Here is a 26,752-nt window from a genome sequence, read left to right on the forward strand (position 1 = left end):
TGCTGCCGTGCTGCCGTGCAGTTTAGTCAAGCTCATATGAAGGCGCGAGACGCGCGAGGGCAATGGGTTGGGCGAGCCGTGCCCTCGTTTGATATGTTTCGGTAAGCTAGTGCTTTTGTCCGGCCCGTGCGCTTCGGCCATCGGGCGAACCTTTGTATGAAGCCAGTGAAACCGACCGAGGCGTTGCCATGCGCGTAGGCAAACCCGTGAAGGCGCTGCCGCAACCGTTATGCGATTACTGCGGGGCGAAAGCCGTGCTCGCGCGCGCAGGCGACGAAAGCTATCCGTATCGCGACGATCACGGCCCTGTGTGGATCTGCGCGCCGTGCCAGGCGTGGATCGGCATTCACGCGCGCAGCACGCGTCACGTGCCGCTCGGACGGCTCGCCGACGCCGCGCTGCGCGACGCGAAGAGCCGTTTGCACGATGCGCTCGAACCGCTCGTCGCCGGCAAGGTGCGGCGCGATGGCGTCAATGCATTCGAAGCGCGCGCGAAAGCGATCCGCTGGGTCGCGACGGAACTCGGCTTCGATCCGCTGCCCAATTCGATTCACATGCTCACCCTCGATCAATGCGAGCAGGCGCTTCGCTTTGTCGACGCGTTCATGGCCGCGCGACGCGGCAACTGATTGCGTTGGCCTTTGCGCGATCCCGAATCGCGATGTCGCGCACGCGGCGCTCAATCGCGCGGCCAGACGCCTGAGGTGCCGCGCCGATGGCTGTCGACGAGATGCGTGTCGATGATGCCTGTCGCTTCCATCAACGCATGCATCGTCGTCGGTCCGACGAAGACGAAGCCGCGCTTGCGCAATGCCTTGCTCAACGCGACGGATTCGGCCGATGTCGTGGGAATGTCGGCGATCGTGCGCGGGGCGGGTGTCGCGTGCGGCTGGAACGACCAGATCAGCGCGGCGAGTCCGCCCTCTTCGCGCAAGCGGACAGTCGCTGCGGCGTTCGTGATCGTCGCCAGAATCTTCGCGCGGTTGCGGATGATCCGCTCGTCGGCCATCAATCGCTCGACGTCGTTCTCGTCGAATGCGGCCACCACGTCGGGATCGAAGTTGCCGAATGCCTCCCGGAATGCCTCGCGCTTGCGCAGAATCGTTGCCCACGAAAGCCCGGACTGGAATGCCTCCAGGCTCAACCGTTCGAACAGTCCGCGCTCGTCCCGCACAGGCATGCCCCACTCGGTGTCGTAGTAATGCTTGAGCAGCGAATCGACCGCGGCCCACGGCGGACGCGCGAGGCCATCGGCACCGATGACTGCGTCGAGCGGCTGTGGCTTCTTCGGACGCGCGGCCTTCTTTGCGGCAACACGCGCCTTTTTGACGGCGGGCTTCGCGGTGGATTTCGTTTCGGGCTTTGCGGCAGGGCGGGTTTTCTTCATGCTCGAATCGGTGAGTTTTGCTCGATGCGCGTCCTTTGCGCCGACGCGCGCCTATTGTCGTATCGCTCTTCTATCGACGGCAAGGATAGCGGCGGTGAATGATGCGCCCACTGCAAGCACGCTGACATTTGCGTATGCTTGAGCGTATCGGCAGTGCCCATATATACGACTGCGAGTGGCCGTCGCCGGACGTGCCGGCAAGCTGGCCCCTTCAAGCCCTCACGCCCGTCGAAAGCGGCAGACGCAAGCGGCGCTGCCCCGCAAATCAAGGAGAGATTCACACATGCCCGCGTACACAAAAACTCCGGAAGCATTGGACCGTCTCACGCCTGAGCAGCGTCGCGTGACGCAGGAGAGCGGGACGGAGCGCCCCTTTTACAACGAGTTCTGGGACAGCAAGGAAGTGGGCTTGTATGTCGATGTCGTGTCGGGCGAGCCGCTTTTCACGTCGCTCGATAAATTCGACAGCGGCTGCGGCTGGCCGAGCTTCACAAGGCCGCTCGAGGACGAACACGTCGTCGAATTGCGCGACACGAGTCACGGAATGATCCGCACGGAAGTGCGCTCCAAACATGGCGATAGTCACCTGGGCCACGTTTTTCCGGACGGTCCGAGCGAAACGGGCGGGCTGCGCTACTGCATCAACTCCGCGTCGCTGCGCTTCATTCCTGTATCGCGTCTCGAAGAGGAAGGTTACGGGCAATACCGCAGCCTCTTCGACAACACGAAGAAGTAAGTGACATCGCGCGACAGCGGCCCGGCGGTCCAAGCCGCTGTCGCGCGCAGCGAGGACGTATATCGCGGCGGCGCTAGCCCGCCGCGTGCGACGCTACGGGCAGCGCTTCGATCCCATCGCCGATCCGGATTTGTCCGCCTTTCACGACGCGCGCCGTAATGCCGCCGAATCCGCGCACGGCGTTATAGCCGCCTGCACCCAGCACGTCTTCCATGCGGGAACACGGATGGCACTCGCCCGTCGCTTGCAGCACGGCGCCGCCGATCCGGAATTGCCGGTCTTTCAGCGCTAGCAGGTTGATGCCTTCCGTCACGATGTTGCGCCGCAGGTCGCTCGCGGCAACATCGCTGCGCGCCAGATGACTCGCGATGCTCCGCAGACTCTCGGCCTGAATCAGCGTGACCTGCCGTTCGCCGCCGCAGCTCGCGTAGTGATCGCCGACGAGGCCCGCGTCTGCGTCTATCAGCGCCGTTTCGACAACCGTCATCGCGACTTTTCGCCGCGTGCGCAGACCTATCCAGACGATCCTGCCGGGACGGATCGGACCGTTGATAAGCCTGGCGAGCGGCGACGAGGGATTGATCGGCATGGGCAACCTGCGAGTGCGGGTGAAGACGATATGGATCAGCGGGGCGTGCGCCACAGTGCATCGCCCCTCCACCCGTCTTTATACTATCGCCCATCGGATAACAGGACCCGGAAATGAAACGAGCAGTACTCACGGCGGCGCTCGCCGTCGGCCTCGCGCAACCGTCGATGCAGGCATTCGCGCAGACGGTCGCCGATCAGTGTTTCGCGATCGGCGATATCGCCGGTCAGGTCGCCTCATGGCGCCTGCACAAGAAGACCAGGGCGCAGGCACTGGACCAGGCGCAGAAATACTACAAGGACGCGTCGGATCGTCAGGCGGTCGATAAGGTGATCGATCGGGTCTACAGCGGCGCAGCGATGACGCCGGACCAGGCGAGCATGCTCTTCACGCAGGAATGCGCGCAACAGAAGAAGCCGGCGAGCGCGCAGTAACGCCGCGCACGCATTACCACGCGTGCAGACGCACGAGCGCGAAAATCTGCGAGCTCGCATAGAGCAGCAGACCGATGCAGCCGCCCACGATCGTCCCGTTGATGCGGATGTATTGCAGGTCCTTGCCGATGTTCAATTCGATCTGCTCCGACATGTCGCGCGAATCCCAGTTCTTCACGGTGTCGCTGATGTGGCGCGTCAGATAGCCGGCGAAATCCGGCGCCATCGCGCGGGCAGCTTCTTCCATATGCTGGTTCAGCGAACGGCGCAACGCTTCGTCGTTCGCAAGCTCGCGGCCGATCCATTGCCCCATCGCGGCCACTTTCGTGTGCAGCACGGAATCGCCGCGCTCGAGATCGACGCGCAGCCAGTCGCGCAACTGGCCCCACAGGTCGCGGACGTACAGCGCGAGATGCTCGCTGTCCTTCACATAGCTTTTGATCTCCTCGCCCTTCTGCAGAAAGACGGGATCGGACTTGAGCTTCACGATCAGGCGTGCCGCCGCTTCGTCGAACTTGCGGCGCAATTTGTGCTCGGGGTCTTCGCTCACGCGCAGCAGCATGTTGTTCACCGCCTGCGCGACGACGTTCGCGCCGCTTTCGCCGAGCCACTCCGACGGCATCAGCTTTTCCAGCGTTGGATACTCGCGCTTGAACCAGTCGACGATCTGCTCCGCGATGAACGCACGGACACCCGGCTCGCGAAGCAGCGTCATCAGATGCCCGATGCCGTCATCGAGCAATTGCTGGTGCCGGCCATCGCGCGTCAACGTATCGAGAATCGCGCCCGTCGCCTTCGACAGATCGATTCTGTCGAGCATCGCGTCGAGCGCGTCCTTGATGAAACGCTGGATGCGCGCGTCGTCGAACAGTTCGAGTATCCCGGTCGTCAGCTTCACCACGTAGTCGCCGAGGCGCTGCGTATTCGCATCGACACATAGCCAGTTCGTGATGCTGTGCGCCGGATCGTGCTTGCGGATCAAACCGACAATCGACGATTCATCCAGAAACTTCTCGCGCACGAAGAGCGCGAGATTGTCGGCGATCTTGTCCTTGTTCTGCGGAATGATTGCCGTGTGCGCGGCCACGCCTGGAATCGGCACGCGCCGGAACAACGCGACGACGGCGAACCAGTCGGCCAGCGCGCCGACCATCGCCGCTTCCGCCACGGCCTTGATGCCGTCGACCCACATGCTCGCGCGCATGAACGCGGTCGTAACGAAGACGGCTGTGGCGACCAAAAGCAAAAGCGTCGCGCGACGCTTCGCATGTTTGAGTTCGGATACCTTGTTCATTGGACTGGCTTGTGTCGGTTCATTGGTATTCGGGACGCAGCAGATATTCGCGCTCGCGGGGCGTTGACTGAATCGCCACCGTCGGCGCCGGGTCCTCGGCGCGTTGACACTAGATTAACCGCCGTGCTGTACTGCCGCCTCATCACGCACCGGTCGACGCCCGTGCCCACCCTTCCCGCCCGCGCAAGGTGGGTTGCGATAGCGGATGTGGGTCTGCGGTGCAACGCGGCGTCGACTCTCATTCAGCGGAGGTTGTTTGTTTTCCCACTCGCAGATTCCTCGCGCGACGATCGTGGCCTATCTGGAAACGCACTATTGCGTACACGGTTCCATGCCGGCGACGCTGAAGATCGGCGAATCCAACGCGTCGCTGGCTGCCATTCACGACGCGCATGCCGTGCGGAGCAGCGCGTTCATCACTGCGTGCAATCCGTTCAGTCAGACGCTCGACGATGCGGCCAACGTCGGCCGGCAGCATGCGCTCGCCCGCGAGCTCTCGCAGCGTGGATTGACGTTTGTCGATGCCATTGGCCGGCACCCGTCCAACGGCTGGCCCGGCGAGCCGAGTTTTCTGGTGCTAGGCGTGTCGGTCGAGGACGCCAAGGCGCTTGGGATGCAGTTCGGGCAAAACGCAGTCGTCTGGTGCGGCGGTGATGCGGTGCCGCAGTTGGTGCTGTTGCGATAGGCGTTGTGCGGAATTTCTGCGCTTTCGCTCGCTAGAGAGCAGGCGTGGCTGGCGAGTTGCCGGGAGGTGTGTAGCAGATACCACAGGTTACGTATCAAAAACTACGTATCAGCGGGGTTGGCATCGGAAAATCAGCGAAATTGGCATTTGACGCAAAATATCTCGTGCCGGAGCCGAAATGTCGTGAAACATACCGTGTTCGGGAGGCTAAGTCATTGCATTGTAATGGTTTCTTCGCTTGGACGGTTTTCTTAAGGTTGTTTCACGGATTCTGCGGCAAGTGCTTGCTGATTAAAGATTTTCATCGGTGAGCGGTGTTTTTAGGGTTGCGGCAGCGACGTGGCTTTCTCGGTTCGCGCTTCTTACGGGTGAAGCCACCGCTAGTACGTAGTGGCTGAAAAGCTCTTGGGACCGCCGTGCGGCTCTTTGTGAATATTAGTCTGCATACCTGATTATTCCTGAGATAGCGACGGAAGATTCGTCTCGTTTCGGTGGTGGTATCCGGCGGCAAGCTCTTCGGTAAATCGGCGGCGCTTTCAGTGCGATCGCGCTGTCCATCTGCGGCTTTCGTGCATGGTTGTGCTCGGCGCATAGGTATTGCCTCGTCCGACCGATGCGCGGGTGCGTTATCTATTTTTCGATCGTCAGGTTTAGGGCCTCGTGTGGCGCGCGTTGTCTTTGGAACCGTGGTCGTTTAGCGCGCGTGCTGCAGATCGGATCACACGCCAGCATGTACTTCGCCTCGCGTGTATGTCCTAGCGAACCGGCGCCAGATCCGCTAGATCAACTCGCTATGTTCGGTCACGTGCGAAGATTTGATAAGCATTCGGCAAAGCACCTCTGAGTCGCCAGCCGTTGTTGCGCTCCACAGACGACGCCCAACGCGGCAGCGCGCATCTCCTACCGTTCGTTTGCTCAGCGGCAATTTCAGAAATCTCGGGTCGTTCGTCGGCGCGTCGGTGAGCGTGGGTAGATGTCAAAATTTGTCGGAGCGCTGTCGACATCGAATCGGTGTTTTGGGTTTGAAGGGTCGCATGGATCCGCCGTGCCAATCTGCGGGAGAGCTTCGCATCACGCGCACAGAATCTTGTTCCGGCATCGACAGACCTGCACAGGCATACGGACGTCCGCACCGCGTAGTCTCACAATGCACGCCCCGCAGTCGGGTCGCCATTTTGTATGACTCGTTCCGCGCTCACATTTGATCGAGTGCTGGAGCGCCGGCCCACGCCGAATGACATGTTTGCGCTCGGGCGCTTCCAGTTCGCCGTGGCGGCTCTCGGTCGACAAGCACCGGCGCCGGGTATCGATAATGAGCGTGCCAAACTCGGCTTCATCGGCCCGTTTCGACTTATGGTGCCAGGAGTAACGCGCTCCTTCTTCGAAGATAAACTCAGGCCGCTCGTAACCATTCCGAGACGTTGTAGCTAAAGCGCCGCTCGTGGCTAACTTCAGTTCAGCTTCCGCACCCGTCGCACGTACGAGTTGACGCTTTAAGTTGACGCCCGCTTCAGGCATGGCCGAAAACACATTGGGAGGGGCCGAGTTCACTCCGAGTGCCTCAGCGGCTCTTGGCGATCACGGCCAGTTATTTACGGTAAATAGCCCATTGAACCGTACGGCCGTCAGCTTGCCACGCTTCTACCTATTTACCGTAAATAACCGCGTGGCGATTCGTTGAGGGGATGTTCCTAGTTCCGAGATTGGCGTTCTGTCCGGTTATTGGCGCGTTGCGACGCAGCGCCACGGACACCATCCTATTTACCGTAAATAACCGTGGCGGTGGCCCACCGACATCACAATGCACTTGGGCGGCCAGCAGTCTCCGAATTATCAATCAGAGAAAGCGACTCTCCCGCACCGCAGATCGACGCGACAGGCGTGACGCGCAATGAGACTGAAAACCGGAACGGTGGACAAGCAGAAAGCTGCGATCGCAGCGACTCCCACGGCAGTGGGAAAGAAATGGGGAAATGTACTACGAGAGGGCCGGTCGATATCGACCGAGGCAAGGAAAAACTACGAGACCACTTGGAATCGGAGCAGAGTCGGACCGCCCCCTAAAATTCTTCAAAAATCCAGCAGCGCCTGCCGCACACGACGACAGGCACCTTCACATCCCTTAAGCCCCCGACGACTGCACGTCCTCGAGAAACCCGGTAATCAACTGTCGAAGTTCCTCAACCCGATCTTGCGGAACGCCACTGGCACGAAGCCGGATCACGAGCAAATCACCCTTCCGCTCGATGCCGACTTCCTCTTCCTTCCGAGCGGATGCCGCAGGACGAGTTGCCCCCAACAGCGCAGCCAACACTTCCGGCGCCGTTCTCGCCGAATCTTCCGCAAGCTCGATCGCGCGCTGCACGATCTCATCGCGAGCCTTCTTGACCGCGCCAGCCAATTTTCGGGCACCCTGAAACTGAATATCGTGCGGCGAAGGAAACGCGGCGATGACCTCATCAGGCAACTCCGCCACGAGCAGCGCACTCGAAATATTCCCTTGCGACAACCCGCACGCCTTCGCCATCGCGTTCTGCGACGGCCACAACTTGTCATCCAGCGCGCGCTTGTACCAGACGCCCTGTTCCCACGGACTCAGGTTCTTGCGAGCCCGATTCTCCTGATCCATCTGGACGAACTGGCCTTGTTCGGTGATTTCGCGATCGACGATCGCATTGACCGGCAGCTCCAGCTCCAGACATGCGCGATGGCGCCGATGACCGAACACGATCTCGTACCCATCGCCATCAGCGGCCGGCCGAACTTTGATCGGTTGCGTGTTGCCGCCCGCTTCCGCAATAAGCGACTTCAGTTCGGCAAAGCTCTCATCGCCGAAGTCCTGGCGATTCGCCCATTTAGACGCCTGAATCGTCGTCGGGTCGAGCGCGCGAATCGGCACGGTTCCGTCGTAGTCTTTCAGCTGCGCCTCCAGCTGCGAAACGCGATCGGAACTCTCGCGCATCGCGCTACGGAACGCGAGCATCTGACCGGGCGCCGTGCGAGGAGAAGCGCCGCGGCCCCCTTCTGGAGAAGCCGGCGCGGGCACCATCAGATCACCAGTCTTTTTTGCAAGCCTGTCCTTGATCGACATTTAACCCTCCCTTATTTCGACTTTGCCCAAAAGGCCACAATGGATTGCTCAACGATTTCGGTCACCCGGTCGTACGCCTCCCGCGCCCGGCGATACGTCTTCGCATTGCCGTCGTATCGCGAGATGTCGTACACGGTCCCGAACTCTGCCGAGCTTGCCGCCGTAACAGCCGTCTTCGGAATCTCGACGGGCAGTACTTTTTCCGCATATGTCGCAGAAATCCATTCGCGCACGACGCCCGCCGCCGCATCCGCAGGGTCGACCCGTGAGAGCAGCACATGAATGAACTCGAATGACTTGTCGGTGTTCGTCTCCGCAGTCAGATTCGAGGCGAGATCGCTGAACAGCGTCCAGAATTGCGCCGAGCTGGCGAAGTCGAGCGCATTCGGCGGTGTCGGAACAATCAGGCCGTCCGCCGCCATAAATGCGTTGACCGTGCCATAACTCAGCGCGGGCGGCGTATCGATGATGATCACGTCGTAGTTGCTGCGCGCCTGCTCGAGACTCGTGTTGAGCACGTTCCAGAACTCGAAGTCCGGCTCCTTCATCTGGCGACTCGGCAAAATAAATTCCACGTTGAACAGCGACGACGAAGCTGGGACGAGATCGATCCCGTCCCAGTACGTCTCGCGGATCGCATACTCGATGCTGCTTTGATCGCCCGTCGCAAGGGCGGTGATCGTCGAATCTTCTTCGACCTCTGTGTCCGGCAGAATTCCGAACAACGTGGTCAGCGAACCTTGCGGGTCAGTGTCGATCACGAGAACGCGGTGTCCGCGCAAGCTGAGACCTTGCGCGAGCGTCATCGCCGTGGTCGTCTTGCTGACACCGCCTTTGAAGTTGCCGATCGCTACGGTCATCGCCGGCGCGCTATCCGGACGCAGCGCATTGTTGCGATAGGCCCGAACCCATTCGCGCGCTTCCGGCAACGAGAATTCGCGCCGCGAACCCGTGGCATTCACCGTGCCAGGCGGAAGATCGCCCTTCGACGCGCGATAGGTGATTTGACTCTTGTCGACTTCACACAGTACGGCCAGTTGTGAAGCGTTGAAAACAGGCGGGATCTTGCGGGCGTTCGGCGCCAGCATGCGGCCCCGAACCTGCGAGACGATGTCAGTCGCACGAGCGGCCTGATCGACGATGTCTTGAATGGTAATGTTCATTAGCTGATCCGCAGGAGACGATGCAGTCAGCTTATATCAGATGGCTCGACAGAAAGCCATCAATTCAACGGAAAAACGCGATTTTCAGGAATTCCGTTGCGACGCAATGTCCTGGTGATTTTGAGTAAGCCACACGTCAAACTTTTCAGCGTCGAATTCCGGCCGCACGCGATTTCTCAACCAGGACGCGAAATTCACGCGGCCGACAGAACCCGAGAAGAGTCCTGGACTGTCGGGCCGGAACTCGCGCGCGTATTTGGCGCCATCGCCCTCGACGAACTGTCGCGCGAACGTACGCTTCTCATCCTGTGTCAACGCCTTTACGGCTGCGGCGCACTGGAGACGATCGAAATCGATGCGCAATTCCTGGATACGCGCATCAAGCGTCCGGGAGCGGGCCGCAGCAGCCTGTTTCTGCGCCTTTTCGCGCTTTTCTTTTTCGTATTCTGGCTCGGAAACGTCTGCCTTGTTCTCGATCAGGGTGCGGATAAAGCCAGCCGTCGACCGCTTGATCTGCCCTTTGCGGTCCTTGTCTTCAGCGAGTTGAACGACGAGGCGGGCGCGCTCCTCGTCTTCGATGACGAAGCTGAGCGCGAGCTTGTCGCCAATTCCATGCGCGCGAAGTTTCCGATAAATTTCGGTGTCGCGTACGTGTGCGAACTCGTCTTCGGTCTCCGGCGTCAGAAGCGACTGCTGAGCGCCCTGGCGAATGAGAAATTTCACTCCCGTCACTGAACGACCAAGCCGTTGATATTCGACCTCGACGTTGATGTCCGAAACGTCGTTGATTTCCTTCACGGCCTTCTGAATGACCTTGCTGTTCAGCCGGCGGAAATCGTCGTAGTACTCTTGGGTCGCGCCGAGAAGTTTCCGCAGCACCGGCAGTTCGATCCAGCCAGTCGATCCAACCTTCTGAAAACGAAGGCAATTCTCGTAGAGCGTCAGCGCGTGCGACTTCGAAAACTTGCGCTGCACGCCGAGATTGACGGTTGCGTAAATCGACGGATCGTAGAGTTTTTCGGCGAGCGCTTCGTCGTAGCGATACGAGCACACGCCCGCGCGGATTTCGGCGAAGGACAGAATGGGCATCACGCTCCAGCGCTCCCGTCCGTCGTCCATAACGTTGAACTCGACAGCCGTGGTGGCCAGTTGCCGCAACGCCTCGCGCAACTTCTCGGTATTTTCGCTTTCCGTCCAGCCGAGCACGAGCATGAGCGTCCGCACCGGAAGACGGTGCGTTCTCGTGGTCAGAAGGTTGTCGTACGAGTGCAGCAGCAGCACGTTGGAAAGCTTTCGCTCCAGCAGCGAAAGTTCGCCGCTCGTATGAATTGCGGCGACGTGCTTTTTGACGCTCTCGCTACGAACCTCACTCGGCAAAGATTTGGGCATGGCGGGATTGTGCGCTAAATGACCCCAGCTTGCAATCACCGTCTGGGACATGTGAAACACGCATCCGTCGATTTGCCCGATTTCGTCCACGCGCTTTGGGAGGTGCGAGCGCGTTTTCCACGAATCCACCGCAGACGGGGACAATTCCACCACGATTGGGGGCATGTGACGCCCCGAACGGGGACGTTTAGCTGAAAATGACACCCCGACGGGGGACGCTAGCCACCCCAAACGGAGACATAAAGTCCCCCGAACCCTTGTCTGGTAAGGGTTCTAGCTGTGTAAACGGTCTAAACGTTGTTTACCAAACGGTATACAAACCTCAAGACACCCTAGTCGGGGACAACTCGTCAGGATCTGCTGCTGCTTCGATTCAGAAATTGCCAATCTCAACCACGGCGAGGGACATTAGATCCATCTCCCAGAAGCTCGAAACATCGCGAGAGATCGGCGCTAACTCTCTGAACACAAAAACGAATTTCTCGTTTTTCGTCGAGCGTGCTTTCTGCATGTATGTATTTATCGTAAATAACTGGTCGCCCATTCCTTAGTCCGGTGACGCATGCCACCCTAACTGGGGACAATCGACCTTTGCATTAGCGGGACAGCTTGACCCACCCCAATCGGGGACATTGGACGATCTCACTCAAAAACGTCCATGAATCAGCCAGTTGCAACGCATCTTCGACCGCGAAAGCCACGCGATTTGCGCAACCTCGCTCCTGTTGCCACCCTAGATGGGGACAACTGCGTAATCGTGATTTCTCCGCACCCGTGCCGTGAAAATTCACCGCCCCAAATGGGGACATTGGTCAACGTACTGTATTTACCGTAAATAGATCACCGAAAATCCAGCTACCCTTGCTCAATCGTCATCACGCGCGTTCCGGTTAGATTGCACCTGCTCTCGGTGAACAAAAGAACATACATGTGACAAACAGCCGCTACCCCGTACTCAACTGCTTCGGCAAAAAGCTCGTTAAGCGCTCAAATCGCGCTAATTCCGCAAATGGTAAGGATCACCAGGAAAAACCGCCGACGCTCGCCTCAAAACCAACCCGCATCATCATTCACATCAAAATTCGTAATTAATCGACACGTCGCACACGCCATTGGTTTTCGACTGCGTAATCGGGCTGCCCGCCGCGCTGCCGAGTAGCCGCTTGATCGCGCCGTCAGCGGTGACGAACCAATGCTTGTCGACGAACCAGATCAGCGTCACGCCGAATCCCGCCGATTTCAATCCCGCGCTCGCGTTGTACTGTGCGTATTGAGAGGCAGCCGCCTGCGCGGCATTTACGCCGAACCAGCTATTCATATACTTCGAATCGGCGAACGTGACGGATGGCCCCGCAAACCAGAAGAAATTTTCCGAACTACCCGGCATCGGCATGTACGCGCCCAGGTCGGCGACCCATCCGTTCGAGCCGCCAAAACTCCGCGTCACGGTGCCGCGAAAAACGAGAGGAAATTCCTTGGAGATCACGTACTCCCCGGCCAGCTTGACTTCGGGCGCGGGATTGATGTTGCCGAGTCCGTCGAGCCGCGACGGGTCATCGTGCGCACGCCGGCCCAGGTCGTAGACGGCCGCAATGCTGACGCGCCAGTTGTACCCTTGCAGCACGTTGACGCCCACGCCTTCTCCCGTCGACAGGAAGGCGAGATCCTTGTACCGGATGTCGATGCTCGGGCCGACCAGCGTGTGATAGCGGTCCGATCCATCGTATCGAGGCTCGAGAGTCGAACCGAGACCGAGCCTTACTTCCCAGTTGGGCCGGCTTGGCTGGTACATCTTTTCGAGCGGAATGCCTGCGGAATATTGCCACTCGCCAAGCGGCGACGGCGTTTGCGCGTACGCGGCGGGCGCACCGCAGATCATATAAGCGAGGCTGGCGTAGACGGGTAACTTTGTCATGTCGGCGAACATCACGGGTTGCGAGTTCGGGGATGCGACTCATTGCTGCTACACACAACGCCCCCAATTTACGACAAGTGGAGGTTATGCGGAAGGAGCAAACGCCGCGCCTGCCTGTCAAAACGTCGCGCCGTCCCTGGCCTTGAGTTACTGCATGGGCGCGCGCGTCGCGGGAACGGAAGTCGCCCACCATTCGACAGATCATCCGGCGAGGCTCCTCAACGCCACTATATAGTTGTCTTGCTAATCGAATCATGATCGAATGATTGCCATGTTCGACCAATGCCTTTACTTCAATGCGTCCGCGCTGGCCCGTCTCGTCGAGCGGGAATGGGCACCCGTCTATGCGGAATTTGGACTGACGCCCGCGCAGGGTTTCGTCTTGCGCGTCGTGCTGGCGTCGCCGGGATGTCTCGGCAGTGAAATCGCCAACAAACTGGGCATTGCGCGACCTACGGCGACGCGCCTTGTCGACAGCCTTTCCGAAAAGAAGTTGGTCGAGCGCCGGCAGGGCACATCCGATGGGCGCGAATGGGGCATTTATCCGACGCGCTCGGGCAAGGCGCTAGAAAAATCGATCGCCGACGCCAGCGCATGTCTCGCGAGGCGCCTGCGCGCCCGGATCGGACCGGATGTGGTCGAAACCACGGTGACGGGCATGCGCAAGATACGCAAAGCCCTCAGATGACGAAGCGCTTTCGCTGACAAACAGTTGTCTTGCTAATCAAGTAGCTAGCCGCGCGGAACTTCAGCGTCCCGCCGATATTTCAGCGCATGAAATTGTATGAGCGGCCTGAACAGTCAATTCAATCGCAGGCGCTTTATCCGCGTGCCTTACCTTTGTACAGTCCAGCATTGGATTTCTGACTCCCGTTTTCCTCAGGGCAAACGACTTCACAGAAGCGGCAACGATGGACTATCTGCAGTCACTCAGGATGTTTGTGAAGGTCGCGGAGCTTGGCAGCTTTACGGGCGCGGCGGACCGGATGAACGTATCCAGCGCGGTCGCGACGCGCAGCGTGGCTTCGCTCGAAGAGCGTCTGGACGCGCGCCTGCTGCAACGGACGACGCGCAGTGTCACGCTCACGGAAGCGGGCCGCCTGTTTCTGGACCGCGTGCGTTCGATCGTCGCGGATATCGACGACGTCGAGGGCGGGCTGCTGGCCGCGACAGGCGTGCCGTCGGGCACGCTGCGCGTCGCGGTGCAAGGCACGGTCGGCGCGGGGTACCTTGCGAAACTGTTGGGCGCGTACACAGTCCGCTATCCGCTCGTCGTGCCGCAGGTGATTTATGCAGACGGTCCCATCAGTCTGGTGGAAGGGCGCTTCGACGCAGCGCTGACGAGCGACTACTATCCGCATCCCGGGTCAGTCGTGGTGCGCGCGGTTGCGCGTTCGCAAACAATGCTCGTCGCTTCACCGCGCTACCTCGCGAGCGCCGGCCGCATCAGACACCTGGCGGACCTCGACCGCCTCGTGATGCTTTCGCATGAAGACGGCGCACCGGCCGCCGAACACGATCCCGCGCGCCAATGGCTCGACGCAAACGCGCCGCGCGCCACGCACATCCGCGCGAACAGCAGCGACATGCTGCGGCGCATGGCGCTCGAGGGGATGGGCATCGCGCTGCTGCCGGCGTCGATCGTTGCGGAGGACATCGACGGCCGTACGCTCATACAGGTGTTGCCGGACACGAGCTTGCCTTCGACGGGGCTGTCGATTGCGTACGGTAGCCGTCGCAATCTCGCGCCGAACGTGCGTGCACTTGTCGATTTTCTTGTCGCGCAGTTCGCCTCCGATTCATTCACGGCGCCCGTCAGGCACGACGATATCGCGCTGGAAGAGGGCGCATAACAAAACGGAAGGGAAGCGCGGCCAAATCTACGCCGGCGACGAAGATGAAGCCGAAGACGGCAGTTCCCTTTCCCGCTGCACCGAGCGCCGCTCGCTCGACTACACCGTGATGTCACGCGGATCAATCGAAAAACACGCGACCCCATGTTCGGGACCACACGCACGCGCGTCGTCGAATGCGATGTCGAAGCGCATCGCGCCGATATCGGCCACTGCGTACAAATCGCCATGACGCGATTCGGTGACGTCGATCGTACCGGCATACGGCTCATGCGCCGAAATCTCAATCGCAGACGGTGCCATACGCCACATCGCTCTTTCGCCCGCGGCGATCGAGCCATCCGCTGTTTCGATCAACCGTCCCCCGTTGTCGGCAACGCGGCGGCTGAAGTTGCGCGCAGCACGCAAGCACGGCGCTTCATCATTCAGACGCTCGCGCATCCGTCAACGTCGCGCGATCCCATCCGCCGCCGAGCGCCTTCAGCAACCGCACACTTGCGTCGACTCGCCGCGCGTCGATCTCATCCGCTGTGCGCTCGTTGGTGAGCGCGATGGTCTGCGCGGCGACGACGTCGAGATAGCTGACGGCACCCGCCTGATAGCGGTTGGTCGTCAGCTTCAGCGAAAGCTCGGCCGCCGATGTCGCGCGTTGCTGGCTGTCCGCTTCGTTCGCGAGCGTATCGAGCGCGGACAGGTTGTCTTCGACCTGCTGGAACGCGACCAGCACCCTTTGCCGGTAATCGGCGACGGCGCCGTCATATTGCGCGGTCGCGTTCTTCAGGACGGCCGTGCGGCGCCCGCCGTCGAACAGCGTCCCCGCGATTTGCGCGCCGAGCGACCAGAAAAGACTCGGCGCGGTGAACCATGGCGCGAAGTACGTGCTTTCAAGCCCGGCCGCCGCCGACAGCGTCAAATCCGGATAGAACGCCGCATGCGCCTCGCCGATCTGCGCATTCGCCGCGGCGACGCGCCGCTCGGCGGCAGCGATATCGGGGCGGCGTTCGAGCAGTTGCGACGGCACGCCCGTTGGAATTTGCGGCAACGGGACGTTTTCCACATTCGGAGGCAACGCAAATGACAAAGCGGGCTTGCCGATCAGCGTCGCAATCGCGTGCTGAAGCTTCGCGCGTTGCACGTCGATATCGCTGTCCTGCGTGCGCGTGCTTTCGAGCTGCGTTTGCGCCTGCGCGACGGCGGACGCGTCGATCGCTCCGTCCTTCAACTGCTGCTGCACGATCCGCAGCGCGGCGGCGTAGGCCGTCAAGGTATCGTCGAGCAGCTTCTTCTGGCGGTCGAGCGAGCGCAGGTCGAAATAGTCGATCGCGAGATCGGTGGCGACCGACAGCCGCACCGATTGCAGATCCGCTTCGCTCGCCTGCGCGCTGTCGCGCGCATTGACGGTCGCATCCTTCACGCGGCCGAACAGATCGGGCTCCCAGCTTGCCGCGACACCGACCGAATAGTCGGGCACCGTCTTGCCCGCGAGCGACTTGCCTACTACGTTCTGCGATGTGCGCGCCCGCGATTGCGCCGCGCCCGCCGTGACGACAGGCGCGTAGCCCGCGCGCTGATAGTCGACCATTGCGCGCGCCGCTTGCAGTTGCGCGACGGCCTTGTGCACGGTCTGATTCGACACGTCGACCTGTGCTTCGAGCCGATTCAGTTCGTCGTCGCCGTAAAGCGTCCACCATGGGCCGCGCGGCTGCGCGTCGGCGGGCGCGGCAACGGTCCAGCCGGACGCAGCTTGCGGCGTGCTTGCATAGTGATCGGGCACGGCCGTTTGCGGCTGCGAATAATGCGGCAAGGTCGAGCACGCGCTCAACGCGCATGCGATGCCGATGACGAGTGCCTTGCGGAAAAACGATGCGCGGACATTGAACATGATCAGCCTCGCGCTCAACCGTGCTGTGCGGGCTTCGCAGCCGCCGTCGATGTGATCGGCGTCGTCGAGACACGTACGGTTTCGCCGCCGCTGATCGCGTCGCCGGGATTGTCGATCACGCGGTCGCTTGCTTCGAGCCCCGTCGCGACTTCGACGTAAGTGCCGAAATCGCGGCGGATCGTCACCGCTTTCAACTGCACCTTGTCGTCGTTGCCGACCACGGCGACCGTGACGCCATCGGGCCGGAAGAGCAGGGCGCTCACGGGCAGTTCGAGCGCCGGATGCGCCGTTTGCAGCGCGAGATGAACCTGCGCATACGCGCCCGGAAGCAACGCGCCATCGCGGTTGTCGACGTCCACTTCGACGCGCAACGTGCGGCTCACCGGATCGATCGAATCGGCGCTGCGCGCGACGGTCGCGTCGAAGCGACGGCCGGGATATTGCTGCGTTGTCAGATAGACCTTCGTTCCCGGCGACACGCTGCTTGCGTCGTTTTGTGGCACGTCGATGTAGACGCGCAAGCGGTCCGTCTGCTCGATATGAAAGAGCTCGCCCGCGTTGGCCGCAAGACCCGGCGATCCGCCTGCCGTCACCAGCGCGCCGACGTTCACGTTGCGCGCGGTGATCACGCCGTCGAAAGGTACCGTCACTTTCTCGTACGACACCAGTTCGGAGAGCCGCGCGACATTCGCCTGCGCAGCCTGCCAAGCGGCGAGCTTCGCCGCGCTGTCGCTCGTCTTCGCATCGGCGTCCTGCTGCGAGACCGACTGCGTTTGCAGCATCGTCTGCCAGCGCTGCGCGGTGCTGTTCGCAAAGCGGTAGTCCGCCCTTGCGTTCGCTTCGTCGGCGCGCGCCTGTTGAAGCTGCGCGTCGAGCTCGGGCGTCTGGATGTCCGCGAGCGTTTGCCCCGCCTTCACCTTCGCGCCGATGTCCGCATCCCAGTGCTGGATATAGCCGCTCGTGCGCGCGTAGATCGACGCGTCGGCGTAGGGCATCACGGAGCCCGGCAACAGCAGTTCTTGCGATGCTGGCGCGCGCTTCGGCGTCACTGCATCGACGGTCAAATAGCGCTGCGCGTTCACCTGATCCGTTAGCGCCGTGCTCGCGTGCAGGCGCGGCACGATGCCGATCGCGAGCAGCGCGGCGGCAATGGCCGCGAGCGCGATCGGCAAGATGAAACGCGCGCGCCTGCTGGCGGTGGCGCGTCGCTGCGTACCGGCAGGATCGGTGAGCGCGAGGTCCGTGCCGTTGGACGGTTCGCGCTCCGTCGGCAGATTGGGCGGGGTCATGGTATGTCCTTATTGAGCGTGTGTGGTCACGTCGGCGCACTTCGCGTCGGCGCGGGCGCGGCGCTTCGCGAGCCACGCATGCACCATCCCGAAGACGACGGGCACGAACATCAGCGTCGACAGCGTGCCGATTGCGAGGCCGCCGATCACCGCGCGGCCGAGCGGCGCATTCTGTTCGCCGCCGTCGCCGAGGCCGAGCGCCATCGGCAGCATGCCGATCAGCATCGCGAGCGCCGTCATGAGCACGGGGCGAAAGCGGTTGAAGCCCGCGTCGAGCGCGGCGGCGAGCGGCTCCATGCCGGCGGCGAGCGAATCGCGCGCGGTGTTGATGACGAGAATGCTGTTGGCCGTCGCGATGCCGATACACAGGATCGTGCCCGTCAACGCAGGAACGCTGAGCGTCGTATGCGTGGCGAACAGCATCCACGCGATGCCCGCGAGCGACCCCGGCAAGCCGCTGACGATGATGAGCGGATCGAGCCACGACTGGAAATTCACGACCATCAGCAGATAGACGAGCGCGATCGCGAACACGAGACCCGCGCCGAGGCCGGCAAACGACTCGTTCATCGACTGCACCTGTCCGCGAATCACGATCGACGAGCCGGGCGGCAACTGGGCGCGCGCCGCATCGACGAGCTTCGTCACATCCGCGGCGACGCCGCCCAGATCGCGCCCTTGCGTCGACGCGAAAATGTCGAGCACGGGCTGCACGTTGTAGTGCGACACGACGGCCTGTTGCGAGCTGCGCGACATCGTGCCGAGCGTGCCCAGCTGATTCTGCGGATTGACGCTGACCTGGTTCGTCGTGAGCGGAATGTTGGCGAGCGTTTGCAGCGAATGAATGTCGTACTGCGGCACTTCGGCCATCAACGGATAGCTGACGCCGTTCTTCGGATCGAGCCAGAAATTCGGCGTGGTCTGCGAGCTGCCGGACAGCGCGATCAGCAGATTCTGCGCGACGTCCTTCTGCGTGAGCCCCGCTTGCATGGCCTTCGTGCGATCGACGTCGACGTCGATGGTCGGTTCGTCGCCGGGCTGCTGGATGCGCGCGTCGACGAGACCGCGTACGCTGCGCATCTGCGCGAGCAGCTTGTCCGCGACGACGCGATTCTGAGCGAGCTTGTTGCCGACGATCTGCACGTCGATGGGCGCGGGCAGGCCGAAGTTCAGGATCTGGCTGACGATGTCGGCGGGCAGGAACGCGAACGTGACGCCCGGAAACGATGAAGTCAGCACGTTGCGCAACTGCGCGACGTATTGCGCGGTCGGCTTGTGATCGGACTTGAGCGTCACCATGATGTCGGCGTCTTCGGGGCCGATAGGGTCCGACGAGTCGTAGGTCAGGTTGATGCCGCTCACGGGCACGCCGATGTTATCGAGCACGGCTGCCTGCTCCGACTGCGGGATCACCGTGCGAATCTTCGCTTCGACTTCATCGGTGATGCGCGCCGTCTGTTCGATGCGCGTGCCCGTCGGCGCGCGCAGATGCAGACGGATTTCGCCCGTATCGACAGCAGGAAAGAAGTCGCGGCCCGCGAACGGAATCAACGCGAGCGATCCCACGCACAGCGCGAGATAGACGGGAATGAAGCGGCGGCGGCTCGCAATCGCGCGTTGCAAGACGCGGCGATAGTTGTTGCGCAACGCTTCGAAGCGGTGTTCGAAGCGGGCCTGAAAGCGCGCGAAGATCGCAAGGCGGCCGTGCGCGGCATCGCCGTTCTTCGAAGGCGCGCGCATCAGGTACATCGCGAGCGTCGGAACGAGCGTGCGCGAGAAGAAGTACGACGCGCACATCGCAAACACGACGGCTTCCGCCATCGGCACGAACAGATAACGCGCGACGCCCGAGAGCAGAAACATCGGCACGAACACGATGCAGATCGCGAGTGTCGACACGAACGTCGGCACGGCGATTTCGCCGGACCCGTTCAGTATCGCGTCGTGCAGCGGCTCGCCTTTTTCGAGGTGATGCGTGATGTTTTCGATTGCCACGGTCGCGTCGTCGACGAGAATGCCGACCGCGAGCGCCAGTCCGCCGAGCGTCATGATGTTGATCGTTTGCCCGAGCGCCGACAGCGCGATCAGCGACGTGAGCACGGCAAGCGGAATCGACACGGCGATGATCAGCGTCGCGCGCCAGCTGCCGAGAAAGAGCAGGATCATCGCGGCAGTCAGGCACGCGGCGATCAGCGCCTCGCGCACGACGCCCGAAATCGCGGACTTTACGAACACGGATTGATCGGAAAGCGGCGTGATGTGCAGCGCGCCCGGCAGGCCCGCCGCGATCTTCGGCAGCATCGACTTGACCTGCTGGATGATCGTGAGCGTCGATGCGCTACCCGTCTTTTCCACCTGCAAGAGCGCTGCGCGCTTGCCGTCGCTGCGCACGATATTCGTCTGCGGCGCGTAGCCGTCGATCACATGCGCGACATCGCGAACATAGACCACGCTGCCGTTCACCGTCTTGATGGGCAGATCGTTGAGCGCGGCGACCGTGTCGGTGCTGCCGTTCATCTCGACGTTGTATTCGCGCGAGCCGATCTTCGCGGTGCCGCCCGGCAGGATCAGGTTCTGTGCGTTGACGGCATTGACGACGTCGCTGGGCGCAAGGCCTTTCGCTTGCAGCGCCTTCGGATCGAGCTGCACCATGATCTGGCGGATCTTGCCGCCGTACGGCAGCGGCACGGCAGCGCCCTGAACGGTCGCGAGCTGCGTGCGGATGAAGCTGTTGCCGAGATCGTAGAGCGTCTGTTCGGGCAACGTCTGGCTCGAAAGACCGAGTTGCAGCACGGGCACCGTCGACGCGTTATACGTGATGATGTTCGGCGGCAGCGTGCCTGGCGGCAGGATGCGCAGGATCGACGCGGAGTTCGATGCGGCTTCGGCGATCGCACGATTGATGTCGGCGCCCGGATGAAAGAACACCTTCACTACCGATACGCCATTAAGCGATTGCGACTCGATGTGCTCGATATCGTCGACGTCACTCGTGAGCGCGCGCTCGTAATTCGACGTGATCCGATGCGCCATGTCTTCGGCGGAAAAGCCGTTGTACGTCCAGACGATGCTGACGACGGGAATGTCGATGTTCGGAAAGATATCGGTTGGCGTGCGAAGGATCGCGAGCGGCCCGACGATGAAGAGCAGCACAGCCAGCACGACAAAAGTGTAGGGCCGCCGCAGGGCCAGCTTGACGATCCACATGACGTTTCCTTGGACGATGATCTGTCGGCATGCGCATGCGCGGTTCACGCGCGGACATGTCATGGGGTCGCAGTGTGGCGGCGGCGCACTTACCCATTAGTGACTGGCACATTACAAATCCGACATCTTGTGCGGCGATTGATGGGCCCTGACGCATGCCCATTGAGTAGATGACGCATTTGTCATGTGAGAGACAGGCTTAGGTCAGCACTCATTGCGCACAATGGCGTTAACCCTTTGCGAACCGAAACCGACAAGAGACGAACCACGCGAATCTGCGGCGAAGGGCATTGGGGCCGCCTTCATGAAGAAGGTGGCGCTGGTCAACGACTCACATGCAGGTGAACCATCATGAAAGCACTGATTCAGGCTGTAATCGTTTCGTGCGCGCTGGCTGCGCCGGCACTTTCCTTTGCTCAGGCTGAGCAGGCACCCGTCACGCGCGCTCAGGTGCGTGAAGATCTGCAACGCGTCGAACAAGCGGGCTATCGTCCGGGCGGCGACGAAGCAACTTATCCTGCCGATATCCAGGCAGCCGAAGCGAAAGCATCGACAGGCGAGCAGCAGCCGATGGAGCGGACGGCCGTCGGCGGCGTAGCGCCGAATGGCTCGATGCAGATGGGCGCGCCCAACACGACCGACGGACATCCAAAGTCGATTTTCTTCGGCGGGCAGTGACCGCGATGCGGCGAGCGGAATACGCTCGCCGCATGTCTTGAGGAAGTCCGCACCGGCATCCCGCTGCAAGGACCGAGAGGAAAACAAAGGCGGGGCGGACTATCGCGACTGATCGTCAGCGTCGCTGCACGTTCACTGATCGTCGCCGCTGTGCGCGGCTTCACCCGTTGTGCCATCCGATCCTTGCGAGCCGGTGTGCGCCGGCTTCATGTGCTCGCTTGTTCGTTCGGCTCCCGTACTGACCTGCTCGGCGGCCGCCGTCGCGGGTGACTCGACCGTTTCGCCGAGAATGGGTGGCACGCCGAGAACCGGATTCATGTCATCGGGCGTCGTTGCGGGATTCGCTCGTGATGTCTTTGGGCGATGGCGGTGCGGGGCCGGCGTCTTCTTTGCGGCCTTTGCGCTGGCCTGCGCGGCGGGTTGCGCATCGGCTACCACCGCGACGGCTTTATTGTTATCGGCGGGCGCGGCATCGTGCGATTGCAATTCGCGCTGAAGCGCCAGTGCCTGCGGATTGTTCTTGTCCAGCATCAGTATCGCGTCCACGAGCACTTTCGCGGATGCGCGGTCGTGACGGCCCAGGCTGTCGCGCGCCGCTTGCAATGTGGGCGCAAAGCGCGGATCGAGCGGGCGTTCGAGCGAGATTGCATCTGGGTCAGCGGTTGCGTCGTGAAGTGGCAGGTAAGTGTTGTCGCGCGCGCTGGCAGCCGCCGCCGTTTTCATGTCAGAGGGATGATGCCTGTCGGGATCGATCAGCCACGCCGCCACGACGGCGCCGCCGATCAGCAGCCCCGTTAGGGCAAGGCTTTTTGTCTGACTGATCATGCTGGCCATCCCGTGAGAATGTGAGCATTGATCTGATCTACGCGGCGTGGTTTCCCTTCAATGGTAGGTGTGAGTGGGCGGCGCTTGCGGTGCCAGGTCCGACAATGATTAGTCGCGGTCGGACAGCAACGCAGCGATAGACCTGCATCGACTTGTTGACGTGACGGGCGCGCTTTCGTCTGTTGGATGCACGCGTACGGCCGATCGACAAACGTTGGCTATCGTCAGACACCGGGCCGTCATCAACAGCGCATGGAAGCGGCTCCAACTGCGGTGATGTCCTTTAAATTCAAGCGCTCAGGATCGTTTAGACGATACGCATCCCGGCATTGGCATAAGCCGTGCAATTGTGGATGCGGGCGCAACGACGACCGGTTTCGTGCTGCCGCTGCGGCGTCGGCAATATCGATCGGATTCCGAAAAGCGAGTTGTTCGTTCGAGCCTCTTTGTTGGCGCGCCGATCGTCTCATCAACGTCGAACATGGCGCGCGCAATGCACCTGCACCAGGTGCATCCGGATGTTCAACAAGCTTATTGGAGTCGTCATGAAAGCGAAATCCCTCGCTGTGCTGCTGATTGCGTGCGCTTCGACGCTGGCTGTTCCGTCCTTCGCGGGCGGTTATGGATCGGCGTCATCCTCCGACTACCCCGCAGCCCATGCGCCCGTCTCTCACCACGCACAAACGGTTCGCACCAGGACGACGAAACACGACCAAAGCGGCGTGGGCGATCAGAACCAGGGCGACGTCGGCGGCGACGAATTCACGAGGTCGCAGTCGGGCCATCGCGACCCGTCGGATACCCTCGATCCGATGTATCACGGCGGTTGACGGGCGAGGTCACAGATTGCGATGACTCGCGCTCTGTGACCCGAACGTTCCTTGAACAGATCGGGCTTTGTTCATATGATTGAATCTTTCCGTGTTCGCGGAGCCTGCTGTGATGGAACGCGCCCTTCTCGTCGACGACGAGCCGTCTACGCTCGATGCATGGGCGAGCGCCTTTCTGCAGGCGGGCTATGAGGTACTGACGGCCGCCGACGGCGTCGAGGCGCTCGAATTGCTGTATGCCTCGACCGTCGATTACGTCATTGCCGATCTGCGCATGCCCCGCATGTCGGGCGGCGTGTTGTGCGAGCGCTTGCGCGACGACGCGACGATCGCCGACGCCATTTTCATCCTCGTATCGGGCGAGCTGACGCCGCCTGCGTTCGTCCGCTACGACGGCTACTTTCGCAAGCCGCTGAACCTGGCGGCCCTGTTCGAAACGATGCATCGTCTGCGTTTCAGTACCGAGCGCGTGTATCGCGGTTTGGGCGAAGCACGCCTTCACCGCAATGCGCCTGCGGAAAGATCGATGCGCAAAACAGACGGCTGATTGAAACGGCCTACGTGTCGTATTCATCAGCGAAGGCGCTCACAGCACTTTTCCCGGATTGAGTATGCCTTTGGGATCGAGCGCAGCCTTGAGCGTGCGCATCAATGCGAGTTCAGCCGGGGAGCGCGAATAGCCGAGAAACGGCTTCTTGTGCGTACCGATTCCGTGTTCGGCAGAGACCGAGCCTCCCATCGCGCTCACGACGTCGTATACGACGACATCGACTGCATGCACGCCTTCCCCGGGCAGCTCCGCGATAGATACGCCGATGTGCACGTTGCTGTCGCCGAGATGTCCAAAGAAAAGGCTGACAACCTGCGGCCAGCGCGAGATCAGCGCCTTCTCGCAGCGCTCGGCAAACTCGCCGATGAGACCGATGGGGAGGCTCACGTCGTAGTTGATCAGATTGGGCAGCTCGTCGATCGCGAGGCCTTCGCGGATGAGCCATAGCTCTTGTGCCTGCTGCAACGAAGAGGCGAGGACGGCGTCGCTGACGAGACCCGCTTCGAGCCAGGCGCCGAGGTAGCTTTCGAGGCGCGCGGCGCTCGTCGTCGCGTCGTGGACGGCCGTCGCGCATTCGATCAGCACGTAGAAGGCCTGCTGGGCCGGCAAAGGCGCCCGCACACCAGGCGTATTCGCCGACACGTAGCGATAGAAGTCCGACCACATCACTTCGAAGCTGCTGGCATCGGGCAATTGCGCGCGGACCTGCTGCCAGAGCGCGACCACCGACTGATAGTCCGGCGCCACGCACAGGCACGTCGAAGCCGACGGACGCTCGGGATAGAGCTTGAGCACCGCGCGGGTGATCACACCGAGCGTGCCTTCGCTGCCGATCAACAGGTGCTTCCAGTCGTAGCCGGTGTTGTTCTTGAGCATCTTGTTGAGCGAGCTGACGATCGTTCCGTCGGCGAGTACTGCTTCGAGTCCGAGAACCTGATCGCGCACGACACCGAAGCGGATTGCACGGCTCCCACCGGCGTTGGTCGCGAGATTGCCGCCGATCTGGCACGAGCCGCGCGCGCCGAGGTCGTACCCCAACTCGAAGCCTGCGGCGCGTACCGCTTCCTGTACCGTCTCCAGCACGGTTCCAGCCTTGACGGTGACGGTGCTGGCCGCCGCGTCGATTTCTTCGATGCCGCTGCAGCGCTCCATCGACAGCACGATCTCGCCACCCAGCGGGACTGCACCGCCCGCGAGACCCGTCATGCCCCCTTGCGGCACCACTGAGACGCCGATGCGATGACAGAGCCGCATGATGCGCGACACCTCGTCGACCGAGCGAGGACGCCCGAGCGCCAGAGGGCGGCTGCCGGGTGCTTCGCCGTAGCCTGTGAAGTAGCGCGGCGCGACGTCGATGCCCGGTGTCACGATGTCGGTTCCCAGTTCCTTTATCAATGCGGCGAGGATGTTGGCTTGATTCCGCGATTCCACTTGAACGCTCCAGAGGCGGCCGGGTCGGGCCAGATGCTGACGCGCGAACGCGCACGTCGACGGCAGAGGTCCACTATTGCCGACTGGCCGACTTCGCGCAATCGATTAATCCGCATGCAAGACATGATAAAAAATGATGCGGCACCATGCGTGGCAGAAGCGCATGCGTGCGCGTGAAGCCGGGCAAGCGGATATCAGATTCTGTTCTTGAATTTGGGGATGCTCTGCAGTGTCGAACGGAATCGGGCTGCGATTTTGCCAAATCCATCCGGCGTGGGATGAAGTTCATTTGCCCAGTCATTGGACGACAGCGTGCCTTGCGTTTCGACGAGCACGACGTTTTCGTTGGTCGCGCACAGGTCTTTCAACCTGCTTTTAAAGGCCTCGAGAATGGCCCTCACAATTTGCCGACCTTGCTCGACATCGGGCCAACCTTGCTCCACCAGAGAAGGTCGAAGCCACGGGCCTGCAAACGGACATGCGCCAATGCCGGTCGGAATCGCGAAGTCGTACGCGTGAAGCAGTATGGTCGCGTCGCTGGCATACCGGTTTCGTATTCGTATCAACTCGAGATAAGCGCCGTTGATGACGCCCAGTATGTCGCGCAAGAGTTCGTTATTGACGCCTTGCGTCGGGTCGTTATTCACGTCCGCTGCATTCTCCAGCCAGAAGCGAAACTGGTCGCCAACCAGATCGTTGCCTCCGCCTGAGAACATGAGAACGTCGATCGGGCCGTGGGCCGGCTCACTGATGTAGTCGATCAGTCGCTGACGTTTGGTTACGCCCATCAGGGTCGTCGTTGCGTCGCCGTAATGGGCGAGCTTCATCATCGCGGGTGTCGGTGTTGCCTGGTTTTTCAGGCTATCCGCAACGTCCGTATGACCGATCAACGGAAGCGGGTAGTCGAACCACGAGTCGCCGTCGGCCACGATGATCAACGGAGTAAGGCCTCGTGACAGCTGTCTGCGCTGTTGCCTTATTTCGTCGACAAGCACCTGATTTTCCTTTGCGCGTCGTTTCAGATCTTCTTCGATTCTGCGCTGTGCTTCGCTGTAGACGTTGTTCTCTGTGGCGTCATGTGTGCTCACGATGGCCCTCGATATCTCGTCGTATCGGCAGTGACAGACACTCGACAACCGGTTTTCAGATCGCGCAGCTTGTGCGCCTCTGTTCATCGAGTGTGTGCCAAAAGACTAGTCAACGGAGGTTCGTTAAACAACCGCGTGGTAAGCGTGCCCTAATAGCCGGATGCCTGTGAGCTGACGAAACGACGTGCCAATCGTGTAATGGCGTTGCACGCATGAAGAGCGCAAAGGAATTCGTGAGTGCCTCTTGACAGGTGCAATTGCTATATGCGCGCGACCGCTTATTCTGGCCCGGAAAAAATTATTTGCGGAAGTGCTTGACGCGGTGAATGGCGATCCGCATAATTCGGCCTCTCCAAACGACGGGGACGCGAAAAAGCAGCAGCTTTTAGCGATGTTCTTTAAAAACTAAGAGCCGACAGATGTGGGTGCTCGATGA

Annotated in this window: 23 protein-coding genes; 9 read left to right on the top strand and 14 right to left on the bottom strand. The window is 61.3% G+C overall.

The features are described 5' to 3' along the window. Window positions 1–188 precede the first annotated feature (188 nt). Window positions 189–629 (top strand): zinc-finger-containing protein, encoded by a 441-nt coding sequence (locus BN2476_RS05710; RefSeq protein ID WP_087733153.1) that lies wholly within the window; start codon window positions 189–191, stop codon window positions 627–629. A gap of 50 nt (window positions 630–679) precedes the next feature. Here the strand turns inward: BN2476_RS05710 and BN2476_RS05715 are convergent, their stop codons facing one another. Further along, window positions 680–1,387: a DNA-3-methyladenine glycosylase I gene (locus BN2476_RS05715; protein ID WP_087733154.1), complete on the bottom strand. Its 708-nt coding sequence runs from the start codon at window positions 1,385–1,387 to the stop codon at window positions 680–682. A gap of 283 nt (window positions 1,388–1,670) precedes the next feature. Here BN2476_RS05715 and msrB point away from each other — a divergent pair, with 283 nt between their 5' ends. Next, entirely contained in the window at window positions 1,671–2,123 is a 453-nt protein-coding gene (gene msrB, locus BN2476_RS05720) for a peptide-methionine (R)-S-oxide reductase MsrB (RefSeq protein WP_087733155.1), read from the top strand. A gap of 73 nt (window positions 2,124–2,196) precedes the next feature. On the opposite strand, the gene BN2476_RS05725 is transcribed toward msrB, so the two are convergent. Beyond that, entirely contained in the window at window positions 2,197–2,712 is a 516-nt protein-coding gene (locus BN2476_RS05725; RefSeq protein ID WP_087733156.1) for an MOSC domain-containing protein, read from the bottom strand. 113 nt (window positions 2,713–2,825) lie between these two features. On the opposite strand from BN2476_RS05725, the gene BN2476_RS05730 reads away from it, so the two are divergent. After that, window positions 2,826–3,146: a hypothetical protein gene (locus BN2476_RS05730; RefSeq protein ID WP_087733157.1), complete on the top strand. Its 321-nt coding sequence runs from the start codon at window positions 2,826–2,828 to the stop codon at window positions 3,144–3,146. 13 nt (window positions 3,147–3,159) lie between these two features. Here the strand turns inward: BN2476_RS05730 and BN2476_RS05735 are convergent, their stop codons facing one another. Next, the gene (locus BN2476_RS05735; protein ID WP_087733158.1) at window positions 3,160–4,440 is read right to left on the bottom strand and encodes a DUF445 domain-containing protein; all 1,281 of its coding nucleotides are present in this window, start codon (window positions 4,438–4,440) and stop codon (window positions 3,160–3,162) included. A gap of 256 nt (window positions 4,441–4,696) precedes the next feature. Here BN2476_RS05735 and BN2476_RS05740 point away from each other — a divergent pair, with 256 nt between their 5' ends. Next, window positions 4,697–5,125: a DUF3293 domain-containing protein gene (locus tag BN2476_RS05740; RefSeq protein WP_087733159.1), complete on the top strand. Its 429-nt coding sequence runs from the start codon at window positions 4,697–4,699 to the stop codon at window positions 5,123–5,125. 2,122 nt (window positions 5,126–7,247) lie between these two features. On the opposite strand, the gene BN2476_RS05750 is transcribed toward BN2476_RS05740, so the two are convergent. The 4 genes from BN2476_RS05750 to BN2476_RS05765 all read right to left on the bottom strand — a co-directional run bounded on the left by BN2476_RS05750 (window position 7,248) and on the right by BN2476_RS05765 (window position 12,683). Continuing rightward, window positions 7,248–8,216 (bottom strand): ParB/RepB/Spo0J family partition protein, encoded by a 969-nt coding sequence (locus BN2476_RS05750; protein WP_087733161.1) that lies wholly within the window; start codon window positions 8,214–8,216, stop codon window positions 7,248–7,250. Between the two features lie 11 nt (window positions 8,217–8,227). Further along, the gene (locus BN2476_RS05755) at window positions 8,228–9,379 is read right to left on the bottom strand and encodes a ParA family protein (RefSeq protein ID WP_087733162.1); all 1,152 of its coding nucleotides are present in this window, start codon (window positions 9,377–9,379) and stop codon (window positions 8,228–8,230) included. 84 nt (window positions 9,380–9,463) lie between these two features. After that, on the bottom strand, window positions 9,464–10,819 hold the full coding sequence (locus tag BN2476_RS05760; protein ID WP_235850709.1) for a replication initiation protein: 1,356 nt from the start codon (window positions 10,817–10,819) through the stop codon (window positions 9,464–9,466). A gap of 1,024 nt (window positions 10,820–11,843) precedes the next feature. Further along, window positions 11,844–12,683: a MipA/OmpV family protein gene (locus tag BN2476_RS05765; RefSeq protein WP_087733222.1), complete on the bottom strand. Its 840-nt coding sequence runs from the start codon at window positions 12,681–12,683 to the stop codon at window positions 11,844–11,846. Between the two features lie 271 nt (window positions 12,684–12,954). Here BN2476_RS05765 and BN2476_RS05770 point away from each other — a divergent pair, with 271 nt between their 5' ends. Next, on the top strand, window positions 12,955–13,371 hold the full coding sequence (locus BN2476_RS05770; protein WP_087733223.1) for a MarR family winged helix-turn-helix transcriptional regulator: 417 nt from the start codon (window positions 12,955–12,957) through the stop codon (window positions 13,369–13,371). Between the two features lie 223 nt (window positions 13,372–13,594). Next, window positions 13,595–14,536, top strand: coding sequence for a LysR family transcriptional regulator (locus BN2476_RS05775; protein WP_087733163.1), 942 nt, complete (start codon window positions 13,595–13,597; stop codon window positions 14,534–14,536). A gap of 99 nt (window positions 14,537–14,635) precedes the next feature. Here BN2476_RS05775 and BN2476_RS45350 read toward each other — a convergent pair whose 3' ends face one another. From BN2476_RS45350 to BN2476_RS05795, 4 genes are all read right to left on the bottom strand, one after another. Beyond that, window positions 14,636–14,839 carry a hypothetical protein gene (locus tag BN2476_RS45350; RefSeq protein WP_143810904.1) on the bottom strand — a complete coding sequence of 68 codons (204 nt, stop codon included), beginning with the start codon at window positions 14,837–14,839 and terminating at the stop codon, window positions 14,636–14,638. A 118-nt stretch (window positions 14,840–14,957) separates the two neighbouring features. Beyond that, window positions 14,958–16,418 (bottom strand): efflux transporter outer membrane subunit, encoded by a 1,461-nt coding sequence (locus BN2476_RS05785; protein WP_087733224.1) that lies wholly within the window; start codon window positions 16,416–16,418, stop codon window positions 14,958–14,960. A 14-nt stretch (window positions 16,419–16,432) separates the two neighbouring features. Next, window positions 16,433–17,707, bottom strand: coding sequence for an efflux RND transporter periplasmic adaptor subunit (locus BN2476_RS05790; protein ID WP_087733165.1), 1,275 nt, complete (start codon window positions 17,705–17,707; stop codon window positions 16,433–16,435). Between the two features lie 9 nt (window positions 17,708–17,716). Then, window positions 17,717–20,914 (bottom strand): efflux RND transporter permease subunit, encoded by a 3,198-nt coding sequence (locus tag BN2476_RS05795; protein ID WP_087733225.1) that lies wholly within the window; start codon window positions 20,912–20,914, stop codon window positions 17,717–17,719. Window positions 20,915–21,265: 351 nt separating this feature from the next. Here BN2476_RS05795 and BN2476_RS05800 point away from each other — a divergent pair, with 351 nt between their 5' ends. Continuing rightward, window positions 21,266–21,592, top strand: coding sequence for a DUF4148 domain-containing protein (locus BN2476_RS05800; protein WP_087733166.1), 327 nt, complete (start codon window positions 21,266–21,268; stop codon window positions 21,590–21,592). 132 nt (window positions 21,593–21,724) lie between these two features. Here BN2476_RS05800 and BN2476_RS05805 read toward each other — a convergent pair whose 3' ends face one another. Beyond that, the gene (locus tag BN2476_RS05805) at window positions 21,725–22,417 is read right to left on the bottom strand and encodes a hypothetical protein (RefSeq protein ID WP_143810905.1); all 693 of its coding nucleotides are present in this window, start codon (window positions 22,415–22,417) and stop codon (window positions 21,725–21,727) included. Window positions 22,418–22,962: 545 nt separating this feature from the next. Here BN2476_RS05805 and BN2476_RS05810 point away from each other — a divergent pair. Continuing rightward, window positions 22,963–23,247, top strand: a complete 285-nt coding sequence (locus BN2476_RS05810) for a hypothetical protein (RefSeq protein ID WP_087733168.1) — start codon at window positions 22,963–22,965, stop codon at window positions 23,245–23,247. 112 nt (window positions 23,248–23,359) lie between these two features. Beyond that, window positions 23,360–23,794: a response regulator gene (locus BN2476_RS05815; protein WP_087733169.1), complete on the top strand. Its 435-nt coding sequence runs from the start codon at window positions 23,360–23,362 to the stop codon at window positions 23,792–23,794. A 39-nt stretch (window positions 23,795–23,833) separates the two neighbouring features. On the opposite strand, the gene BN2476_RS05820 is transcribed toward BN2476_RS05815, so the two are convergent. Both BN2476_RS05820 and BN2476_RS05825 read right to left on the bottom strand, forming a co-directional pair. Beyond that, window positions 23,834–25,228 (bottom strand): FAD-binding oxidoreductase, encoded by a 1,395-nt coding sequence (locus BN2476_RS05820; RefSeq protein ID WP_087733170.1) that lies wholly within the window; start codon window positions 25,226–25,228, stop codon window positions 23,834–23,836. A gap of 194 nt (window positions 25,229–25,422) precedes the next feature. Beyond that, a complete protein-coding gene (locus BN2476_RS05825) occupies window positions 25,423–26,316 on the bottom strand; it encodes an SGNH/GDSL hydrolase family protein (RefSeq protein WP_087733171.1) in 894 nt (297 codons plus the stop codon). Window positions 26,317–26,752: the final 436 nt, after the last annotated feature.

Origin of the sequence: Paraburkholderia piptadeniae (assembly GCF_900007165.1) — a bacterium.
GTDB lineage: Bacteria > Pseudomonadota > Gammaproteobacteria > Burkholderiales > Burkholderiaceae > Paraburkholderia > Paraburkholderia piptadeniae.